This is a genomic window from Verrucomicrobiota bacterium, from assembly GCA_016871535.1.
In the GTDB taxonomy this organism is placed as follows: Bacteria; Verrucomicrobiota; Verrucomicrobiia; order Limisphaerales; family SIBE01; genus VHCZ01.
The window spans coordinates 1-10,266 of sequence record VHCZ01000221.1 but is presented as its reverse complement, the minus strand read 5'-3'; the positions used below and the strand labels follow the sequence as shown (position 1 = coordinate 10,266).

The 10,266-nt window shown below is 60.2% G+C and carries 5 protein-coding genes and 1 pseudogene; 2 read left to right on the top strand and 4 right to left on the bottom strand.

What is annotated here, in order from left to right; genetic code table 11:
- Nucleotides 1-402: 402 nt before the first annotated feature.
- The 4 genes from FJ398_21590 to FJ398_21575 all read right to left on the bottom strand — a co-directional run bounded on the left by FJ398_21590 (nt 403) and on the right by FJ398_21575 (nt 9,086).
- Nucleotides 403-2,169, bottom strand: coding sequence for a hypothetical protein (locus FJ398_21590; protein MBM3840505.1), 1,767 nt, complete (start codon nt 2,167-2,169; stop codon nt 403-405).
- Complete coding sequence (locus FJ398_21585; protein MBM3840504.1) at nt 2,123-4,570, bottom strand: hypothetical protein; 2,448 nt, start codon at nt 4,568-4,570, stop codon at nt 2,123-2,125. Before FJ398_21585 ends, FJ398_21590 begins: the two co-directional genes overlap by 47 nt.
- A 429-nt stretch (nt 4,571-4,999) precedes the next feature.
- A complete protein-coding gene (locus FJ398_21580) occupies nt 5,000-6,448 on the bottom strand; it encodes a DUF1501 domain-containing protein (GenBank protein ID MBM3840503.1) in 1,449 nt (482 codons plus the stop codon).
- 115 nt (nt 6,449-6,563) lie between these two features.
- Nucleotides 6,564-9,086 carry a DUF1553 domain-containing protein gene (locus tag FJ398_21575; protein ID MBM3840502.1) on the bottom strand — a complete coding sequence of 841 codons (2,523 nt, stop codon included), beginning with the start codon at nt 9,084-9,086 and terminating at the stop codon, nt 6,564-6,566.
- A gap of 230 nt (nt 9,087-9,316) precedes the next feature.
- Here FJ398_21575 and FJ398_21570 point away from each other — a divergent pair.
- Together FJ398_21570 and FJ398_21565 are read left to right on the top strand one after the other, a co-directional pair.
- Nucleotides 9,317-9,466, top strand: a pseudogene (locus FJ398_21570) (alcohol dehydrogenase).
- Nucleotides 9,467-9,718: 252 nt separating this feature from the next.
- Nucleotides 9,719-10,132, top strand: coding sequence for a hypothetical protein (locus FJ398_21565; GenBank protein MBM3840501.1), 414 nt, complete (start codon nt 9,719-9,721; stop codon nt 10,130-10,132).
- Nucleotides 10,133-10,266: the final 134 nt, after the last annotated feature.

Sequence of the window (10,266 nt, the reverse complement as noted above, 5' to 3'; positions counted from 1 at the left end):
TCCCGCCACGCCGCGATCGTCCATCGGCGTTCAGGGCCGAAAAGCCAGACTCCGCCGCGATGATTCGCCATCGCGCGAAAAACTTCGCACTCATTCTGGCAGGGCGATCTTTTCGACGCGGTTGGAGACAATCGGCATTAACTAACTATTAAAGAATTACTACTTAGGTCTTCGTCAAATCGATTATTCTGTGACCTGAAAAGCTGCCAACCACGACCCCTTCAAATGGTAGGGCGGTGCTGCTGCGCCGCCGCATTCGATTGAACGTCGGCTGCGCCGCAGCGCAGCCCTACCAGACTTTCTCGAAAGCGCTGTGCACGTTGGTGCCGATGGTTGGGGTCGGCGACGGCGCCGACCATGGCACGTGGGGCGCGTGCGGTCCCCGCCGGCTCGGAACGCGCCTCAACGCGGCGCAGCGGCGACTTGCTTCTCGGCCTTGATCGGCACGGGAACGAACGCCCTGATCAAATTCCCGGTCGCGGCGTCGAAAATCCACCCCTTGCCGTCGAAGCCGCCACACACGATCTCGGTTTTCTGCGGGTGAAACGCGAGCGAGAAAATCGCGCCGTCAAAGCCCTTCAACGTCGCGGCGCGTTTGCCGTCGCTGGTTTTGTAGAGGCGGACTTCGCTCGAAGCGCCGCCAGCCGCGAGCAGGCTGCCGTCGGAATTGAACGCCATGGCGTAAATGGGACCGGGCTGGCGCTCGAATTCGCGGACGAGATTCACGTCGTTGTTTGCCGCGGTTCGGCCCTGGTTATCGGAGATTCTGTAAAGCCGGGGCGTGCCGAGAGCGCCGCCGTAGGCAACCTGATCCAGCTTCGGATGGCGCGCGAGGCACATTACTTCCTCGAGCAGTTTGTTGATGTCGTCGATGAACTGGCTGCTGGAGGCATCGATGAGTTTCATCGCCCGGTCACGGCTGCCGCTGAGAAGGCGTTTTCCATCCACCGTGAAAGTCGTGCCGAGGACCCAGTCGCTGTGATTGTCGAAATGGAGGAGTTCTTTGCCGTCCTGAACGCTCAGCATGCGAACCGTCTTGTCCGCGCAACCCACCGCGATTCGAGTCGAGTCCGGCGAAAACGAAACGCCATAGACGGAATCGTGAGAGACCTTCACCGCGCGGATCAACTCGTGTTTCGCCGGGTCCCAAATCTGAACTTCGCCGAATCGCGCGGGCGCGCTGCCCGCAACCGCGAGCAGCTTGCCGTCGGAGGAAAAGGCGATGGACTCGACGCGCGGAGATTCGCCAACGAGCCGGGCCATAAGTTCGGAGCCGTCGGATTTGTGCAAGAGGACTTCATGATAGCCCGAGACCGCCAGAAGGTTTCCGTCCGGCGAATAGGCGAGAGCCGAGATGACCGGCGCGGCGGCATAGACGGGCGGCTCGGTGAGTTGGAAGGAATTGGCGCCGGCGGGCGTGTCATCCTTCGCGCCTTCGATGATCCAACGCTCGATCAACGCGATCTCGGCGCGGCTCAACGGATCGCCTTCCTTGGGCATGGAAGGTTCGTCACCGCTGATTTCGTCGAGGATCTGGCTTTTTTTCGGGTCGCCCGAAACGAAGCTGGGGCCGGTCTTGCCGCCCTTTTTGAATGCTTGGTACACGGTTAAGTCCAGCCCGCCCTTGAGCTTGCCGGGATGGTGGCAGCCGGTGCAACTGCGTTTGAAAATGGGCACGATTTCGTGGAAGTAGCTGACGGGCTTGGGGTCGTCGGCGAGGAGGGGTAGTGCGAAGAATGTGAGGAGCAAAAACGAAATCGCCCAGAGGCTTGATGAAGCGGGCCTCGCAAGTAGTCCCGGCTTTAGCCGGTCCGGCGCGTCGGCGCCGCCTGAAGGCGGGACTCCAAACGAACGCACTGATTTTCTCATCCTCGTCGCCGTCCTCGCAACCGCGGCAATCGAGGACGATGGACAAGTGCGAGGACGAGGACGGATTTGGCTGCGACTCCGCCGTGCTGCGCCGTTTCGCCGATTCGCGACCTGTGGGGTATCGGACGCTCTGCTGATGACAAATCGGTGATGCGGCGGATCTAAAATCTTCGCTACGAATGGTCCGTTCACCGAACGGGCGGGCAGGATGCCTGCCCTACGTTGGAGCGAAAGCAGCAGTCGATTCATGGTTTTACTTCGTTCCCGCCGCGGCGACCTCGGCGGCTTCACCGGGCGCATTGACGACCAATTTGATTTCTCCCGGCTTTTGCTTGTAAGTGCGATCTTTGAATTGGCCGACCCCCTGCACGCTCAGGCTGATTTCCTTTCCAACCGGCGCTTTCTCGGTCGCGACCAGTTTCACCGTGGCTTCATTGGCGTTGGCCTGGACCTTGTCAATCGAGGCTGTGATGCCGTCCGGCACGCCTTCGAGTGCCAGAGCGATTTCGTTGGTGAACCCGGCGCGACGGCCCGCTCGCACGCTGAACACGGCCTCGCGCGCGGCGGACTGGGACGAGGACGGAAGCGCGGTCACTGACAGGCGCTTCAGCGTCGTGTTCAACACGAACGGGATTTCCTGCACCGTGACGGGAAGCGCGCGGCTGTATTGAGTGAACTTCTGGCCGTCCACGCTTGCTTCCCCTTTGATCAGGACGGGCCGGGTGCCGGTTTCGGAGTCGAGTTTGGCTCTGAGATTCAGCGCGGCCCGGGACTCGCCGGATTTGATGGCGGTTTGCGGGATGTCCAGGCTTTGGGTAATGGGTTCGCGGCCGGCCGAGAATCCTTCGGCGGACAATTTGATTTCGCCGGTGAACCCGTTGCGACGTTGCGCGATCACTTCGATGGGCGCCGATTGTCCTTGCTCCAGGAGCGTGCTCAGGGAGGCGAGGTCGAGCGTAAACGGCGGTCGATCCATGACCGTGAGGAATCCTTCCTTCGCCGGCTTTTCTTCGGACATGGGCTCGACCGGGCGCGAAACGGATGCTCCGCTGATGACGGACGTGGCAGTCAATTTGATCGGGAAAGTTCCCAACGCGGCGTTCTCCAATGCGGATAACGTCACCCACGCGCTGGCCGGCGCCGAGGGAACGAACAGCGCGGGTTCACTGAAGATGCCGTCGGGCAATTGAGTGAAGGTGACGCGCACCGTGCCATTGAAGCCATTGAGCCGTGTCAGTTCGCAGCGCACCGGAACGTGTCCGCCGCGCGTCAGGCGTGGATTGTCCGGAAAACAGCGAACTGCGAAATCCGGTTGTGGCGGGCGGACGGAAAGCCGGTAGCCGAAACCAGCCCCGCCCCGTCCCAGCAAATCCTCGACGATCAAAACGTATTCGCCCGCTTCGGTGAATTTTCGTTGGATGCGCGCGTCCGCGCCGACGGCGTCGTCGTTTCGCTGGACAACTTTCCCCGTGGAATCCTGGAGCGTAAGCAAGGCGTCGAGCGGCGACCCAAGCCGATTGGCCAGCACCTCGAAGATGAACTCCTGATCCTTTTGAACTTTGAACTTGAAGGCGTCGCGGTCCTTTTCGCTTTGAATCCTGCCGTTGATCACGCCAGGCAGCGTCACTTCATTGGCCTGACCGGTCGAGTTGTTCGGTTCTTTGTCCGCAAACTCGGGGAGGTCCGCGATGTCTAACGGGAATGGATTCGAGATGCCGAGCGGCGTGGTGATTCGGAGATCCTGGCGGCCAGCGGGCGCGTTGGGATCGATGCGCAGGGTGAGTTTGGGATCGGCCAGGTTGTGGCCGCGCACTTCCACTTCGACGTTCTGGCCGCTCCGCGCGCCGAAAGGAAAAACCGAATAGACATACGGCATGACGCCGGCCAAAAGGCGGTAGCGAAAATTCTCGCCGCCCTGGTATCGGTAATCGCGGAGTTGAAGCACGTATTCGCCGTCGTCCGGAACTTTGAAAGCAAGGAGCGGGTCCAGGCCGTTGTCGTCTTCGCTCCGGGCAAGTTCTTTCCCGGACTTGTCCAGGACGGCCAGGGAAGGGTCGATGGCCGAGCCGAGCCGGGAGCCATAGACATCGACGACCACAAGCTGGCCTTTCTTCCCGTTGAACCGGAAGTAATCAATCTCGGCAGCCGAAGCAATGCGACCGCTGAGCGCCGCGGGCAGCTCGATGGGCTGCGCTTGTTCCGTGGTTTGATTCGGCCCCTTCTGCGCAATCTCCGGCAAGTGGCCGACGTGAAGGGGGACCGGATTGGAAACGCCGGTCGATGTGGCCACGCGAATTTCCCGGTCGCTTAAGGCGGCATCGTTCACAACCGAAATCTTGGCGCTCAACTTCTTTTCGTCCCTCGCCGCCGTCGTGGAAATGCCGCCGCCACTGGCCTCGATACTGACCGTGGGATGCGGCGGTGCGAGGATTTCCGCCGTAATGCCCGGATCGCCGCTGAGGAGAAGATTTGCGACGCTGCCGAGGTTTTCGCCGGTGACGGTGATGGTGACGGTCGTGCCTCGTTGAATCCAGTCAGGAGAAATGGAATTCAATTTGGGAATGGGCTGAGCCTGCAAAGGAGTGATCGCCTGAACCCAAACGAACAGCGAGCACGAAAGCGAGATCAGGCGGCGAAGGCCCGGGCGGCTGAGGTTGTCTTTGGTTTTGAACCACGGATTACACGGATACACACGGATCATCAGGGGAAGCCGTCTTGGCCGCGGAACCGCGCACTCGGCCTGTGAACACGTGGCTGGCAGGGCCGTGCTGCTGCGCCGTCGCATCGATTGAAAGTCGGCTGCGCGGCAGCGCAGCCCTACCGGGTTCAGGGGAAGTTTCAGAACCATGCACGCGGCCCATGAACCCACCCCTTCCCCTCTCAGGAGGGGAGATCCGTCCGGCGTCGCAGGGCCCGGTTCCCCTCCTGGGAGGGGCGAAGGAGTGGGTGGGTTCAGGTGAAGCCGACTTGCCTTATCCGTGTTCATCCGTGTGATCCGTGGTCCAAGGCTCAGTGAGATGTTTTGCGATTCCTCAAGCTCAGATTCCAACGGACACGAATTCCTCACACATCCTGTAAGCATGGATTTGGGTGACAGTCTTTGGGGCAGGCAGGATGCCTGCCCTACGGTTCAGCCGAAGAGCGCGGGGATGGGCTCGGCCTGGACCAACTCGCGCGGCTGATTGAGATGGTTGTAAACGATCGTGTGCGGGTTGATGCCCAGGGCGTGATAGACCGTGGCCAGGATTTGCGTCGGGTGCACCGGATCTTCGGCGGGAGAAGAGCCGGCCGAATCAGATTTTCCGTAGAGCGCGCCGCGCTTGATCCCGGCGCCGGCGATCAATGCGGTGTAGCAATACGGCCAATGGTCTCGGCCATCGGGCGCGTTGCCGTTGCCGGATGTGCTCACGCCGAGTTTGGGCGAGCGGCCGAATTCGCCGATGGCCACGACGAGAGTTTCTTTCAGGAGGCCGCGCTGATCGAGGTCCTCCAGCAAGGCGGAGACGCCGCTGTCGAGCTTCGGGCAATGCAGGTCGCGCAGCGGCCCGAAATTCGCCGCGTGCGTGTCCCAGGCGTCTTTCGTCGGATCGCCATTAGCCACGGCCGGCCAGTTCATCTGCACGAAGCGCGTCCCGGCCTCGATCAGCCGGCGCGCCATCAGACAGCCCTGGCCGAACGTGTGGCGGCCATAACGGTCGCGGACTTTATCCGATTCCCGGGTGAGATCGAATGCGTCGCGGGCGCGCCCCGAAAGGATCAGGTCGAACGCCTTTTGATAGTAAGTATCCAACGCGTAGCCTTGGACGGCCTTCTCGATTTCCGGCATTGCATCATTGACCTTGTCGAGCAACCAGGCGCGGCGTTGCAGGCGTTCCTTGGAGACGTCTTTCCTCAACGTGAGGTCGTCCAGCTTAATCTCTTTGGCCGGGTCCTGGTAAAAATAGTACGGATCGAAGGCCGGGCCGAGGAAACCGGCGGTGCCGCCTTTGCCGACGACGTTGCTCTCCTGCAACGGGCGCGGGAGCAGGACAAACGGCAGCATTGGCACTTCCGGGGGGCGCAGGCGTGCGATTTGAGAACCGATGTGCGGGAAATCGTTTGGCGCGGGCGGCTCCAATTGGCCGGAAGGCGAAACGCGGTCCGGCGTGTAACCCGTCATCATTTGGTAAATCGCCGCCGTGTGGTTGAACAATCCGGCGGGCGTGTAGCTCACGGAACGGATGAGCGTGGCTTTGTCCATTTGCTTGGCCAATTGCGGCATGACTTCGCTGAGCCATATGCCGGGCACGTTCGTTTTGATCGGCTTGAATTCGCCGCGGATGTTCGACGGCGCATCCGGCTTTGGATCCCAGATGTCGATGTGGCTCGGGCCGCCTTGGAGGAAAATCAAGATGACGGATTTGGCCTGGCCCCAGCCAGTCTTTGGTTTGGAGGCGTCCGGTTCGATGGCGGACGCGGCCTGGAGGCGAAGGATGTCTCCGAGGCTGATTCCGAACAATCCGGCTCCGCCGACGCGGAGGAATTCGCGGCGGCTCCAGCCGTCGCACGTGCTGCCAGGTTTTCCAGGGATCGATAACATAACGTATTCCTTCCTGAGTTAACAACGACACAAGGATTTCAATTTGTGGGGGAAGGCGGCGTTTGCCGCCCAAGCGGTGTTGGGTCCTGAAAAGATGTTTCGTCTGGAAACCATGCTAACGATTGAACAAAAACGCCGGACTATTCAGCAATGCCCACGCTAAATCTTGCGCGGCTTCCAGGCGCGATGCGCCGACGGAAAAATCCACCAACGCAAGTTCTTTCTCGCTGGGCAAGCGGCTCAGACACGCCAGATAGATTTCTTCGACCACTTTGTTGTTGTCTGGCTCGGCCTCGACGATGCGCTTGACGCGGTTGTCCGGCGCGCTCACGGCTTCGCTGATAGTCGCGCCGTTGATGAGGCTCATGGCGTGCGACAGCGTCAGATTGCTCGTCCGCTCGCACTCGCAAGCGGATTGCCGTTTTGGTCGGCCGAACAACGAAAGAAAATCACTCCCGGCCACCAGGCCATCCGGCAACTCAACGGCGCGCATGCCGGCCGGCAGGCCGGAAAAACTAGGCCGGTGTCCCGTCGCCACGGCGATGGCATCGAGCAATTGCTCGGCGCTTAAGCGGCGCGGATGGGCGTGGGAGAAATTGATGCCGTCGTCCTCATTCCATTTATTCGCTTTGAAGGACAACTGGTAGGTGCGCGAAGTGCAAATCGTGCGCATCAATTTCCGGACATTGAAGCCGCTCCGAACGAACTCCTCGGTCAACGCGTCGAGCAAGGCCGGATTGCTCGGCGGATTGCTCCCGCGAATGTCATCCACCGGATCGATGATCCCGCGCCCAAAAAAGTAGCTCCAGATGCGATTGGCGGCGGATTTCGCGAACAGCGGATTGTCTTTGGCCGTCAGCCAATCGACGACGGCATCCCGGCGGTCCATTCCGTCGGCAACTTCTCTGGCCTGGCCGAACGGAACTTTGGGTTTGACGGACCGCCCGGTCTTCGGATCGGTCACCTCGCCGCCATTGTAGTTTCGATAAACGATTTCCTCACCGGTCACGGTCATCTGGTCGCCCGTGGCGTTGCGGATGGTTTCCTTGCCCATGGTGCCGCGTTTGATGGCGACCTGGGCAAAGTACCCGCCGAGCTGGTAATACTGGTTTTGGGTCCACTTCTCGAACGGATGGTCGTGGCACTTGTTGCAGTTGAATCGGGTGCCCAGAAAGGTCTGGCACACGTCCTCCGTGATTTTTCCCGGTTCGCGGAGCACGCGATAGTAATTCACTGCCGGGGTGTGGTAAGAGCTGCCTTCGGCCAGGAGGATTTCGCGGACGAATTGATCGTAAGGTCCGTTTTCGGCGATGCGCTGCCGAATCCAATCGCGATAAACCCAGATGCCCTTTTGGCCGAGGTTCTCGCTGTTGCACTGGAGAAGGTCGGCCCATTTGTTCGCCCAGAACTCAACGTAATCCTTATTCCCGATCAACTCGTCCACCAACCGCTCCCGTTTCTCTTTGGCCGGGGCCGGATCTTGCAGGAAGGAGCGGACGCGGTCAGGCTTCGGAGGCTGGCCGGTGAGATCGAGCGAAACGCGCCGGATGAATTCTGCATCCGTGCAAAGCTCGGAGGGCAGGATTTTCATTTTCCGAAGTTTGGCGTTCACGTGCCGGTCGATGAAGTTGAATTCAGACACGTCTTGCCAGGCAAACCCGGCGCGATTGCCCATCACGGTGATTTCCTGCGTTGCGTAAAGGCCTTCGTAGCGCACCAGCACCGCGGCTTCGCCTCGGCGAATCGCGGTCACGACGCCGTCCTTCACTTCCGCGACGTCGGTGTTGCTGCTCGACAAGACCGCGTAACGCGTCACGTCGCGCGTCGTGCCGTCCGGATAGTGCGCCGTGACGATCACGTGCTGAGACATGCCCGGGAGACTCAGGTTCACATCGGCAGGCAGGATATCCAATTTGTTGGCTCGGCCCGTCGCTGGATCTTCGTATTTCGTGCCCTCAGCGATCCATTGGCGGATGAGGTGGTATTCCGGGGAATTGGGTTTGATCACTTGCCGGCCTTCGTGCGGGACTTCGCCCGTGGGTTTGAGAAGCATCAAACTCTCGTCCACGGCGACGCGGTTGAAGCGCCGGCCGGAAAGATCGTTAATCAGCGCGTGATAATCGAATTCCGGATCGTATCCGCGCAACGAGAGTTTGAAGCCGTTTTTGCCCTTGGCCGAGCCGTGGCACGTTCCGGCATTACAGCCCACTTTGCTCAGCACCGGCATCACGTCGCGCACGAAACGCACCGGCGGCAGGTCGACTTTCAGAACTCTGACTGGAAGGCTCGTTTGCTGGCCCGCCGCCGACACGACGATTTCCGCCTCCCCGCTCTGCTTTGGATTGATTGAGTTCTCCGCGATTTCCACGATGGAGGAATCGGACTTGAGGGAGGCCTGTCCGGTCAAATCGATCCGCTCTCCCTGCGCGGTCTTGCCCCAAACCAGAACGCGACGACGGTCTCGTGAGTCCTGCAACGTCAAAGCTGGGGGCTCGACGGCGAGGGACGTGATCTCCGGTAACGGAGGCGGTTTGGGGGGTGATTCCTTTCCGGGAGCCGGGGCGCCAAGGTTGGAGGGGACTGGATTGCAGTTGAGGAGAAGGAACCAGAGTCCAAAAGCCAATGGCCGGGTCATCATGCGCACAGTCAGATCAGTTTCGACAAGGATGCTACTATTTATTTACTCGCTGTGCTCGACTTCCGCAACGACTTTCCTTACTTTCCTTTGTTCCTTTGGGGTGCAATACCCAGCGAGTCCATTTTGCCACATCCATGGCGGTAAGGCTTGAAGTTTTTCGACTGGTGGTAATCGAATTACGCCATGCACGCGATGGTCCTGAACGCAGCTCGTGGATCCCTTTGCCTGCCCGCCGGGATGCCGAGGAGTTTATGGCTTTGGCGCCGCACGTGCCGGTGCGAACTCGCACGGAAGCATTTCCCCTTGCCGATGCGAATCGGGCGCTGGACTGTCTCCGAGCCGGCAGGATCTCCGGCGCGGCGGTGCTGATTGGAAAGTGAACGCGCTGGAAGCGCAGGCAGACACTCCCACCCAGCCCATTTCAACACGCTCTGAGATTTCAATATTTGCAAAGTGGGGGCAGGCCCCCTAGATTCCTCATTGGAGCCGAAAGCGGTTCTTGGGTATGCGGCCAAACCTCAACGAAGTTCGATCCAGGGAAGACCACAAACGAGGTTCCGCTTTCGGCGTGTGGCACGATCAAATCGTGGCGGAAAAATTCAGCGAGGCGGAAGCTCAACGAAAGGATTCTCATGAAAAACCCAGCCAATTCAAACCCGATCTCCGTGGGGAACGGTCAGGACGGAAGCGTGAACGCCGCTCCGGCGCAAGACGCAGCGCCCAAAGCGGCCAAAGGCAAGTCCTCGAAGAAACGCGGGGCGGCCACGGCTCGCAGCCTTGGTTCTTCGTCCGCAGGAAGGATCTCGGTAGAATACTTGAACCCGACCGCTCGCGAGGTGTTCATCGCGGGCTCCTTCAACGGATGGGATCCACGTGCAAACGCTCTGACCGCGCACGGAGACGGAAAGTGGGGAATCGAATTGGCACTTCAGCCAGGCCGTTACGAGTACCGCCTTGTCGTGGATGGCCAATGGACCGAGGACCCAAAAGCTCCCGAACATACAGCCAATCCTTACGGTGGATTGAACTCCGTTCTGCAGGTTTGATTGTCTAAGTGGTCCGTTTCGTAAATACGCTCACGTTCGTTGCGCCCAATTTGGCCTGGGGCAAGGCGCGACGAGCGAGCATCCCCCGCCAGTGGGGCTGTGACCGAGGAGCAACGCAGCCCCAGGCAAAATTC

What these genes read in the sequence shown, in the direction of transcription:
- FJ398_21590 (MBM3840505.1), bottom strand. Translation starts at nt 2,169, where the DNA reads ATGCGCCCGGTGAAGCCGCCGAGGTCGCCGCGGCGGGAACGAAGTAAA.
- FJ398_21585 (MBM3840504.1), bottom strand. Translation starts at nt 4,570, where the DNA reads ATGATCCGTGTGTATCCGTGTAATCCGTGGTTCAAAACCAAAGACAAC.
- FJ398_21580 (MBM3840503.1), bottom strand. Translation starts at nt 6,448, where the DNA reads ATGTTATCGATCCCTGGAAAACCTGGCAGCACGTGCGACGGCTGGAGC.
- FJ398_21575 (MBM3840502.1), bottom strand. Translation starts at nt 9,086, where the DNA reads ATGATGACCCGGCCATTGGCTTTTGGACTCTGGTTCCTTCTCCTCAAC.
- FJ398_21565 (MBM3840501.1), top strand. Translation starts at nt 9,719, where the DNA reads ATGAAAAACCCAGCCAATTCAAACCCGATCTCCGTGGGGAACGGTCAG.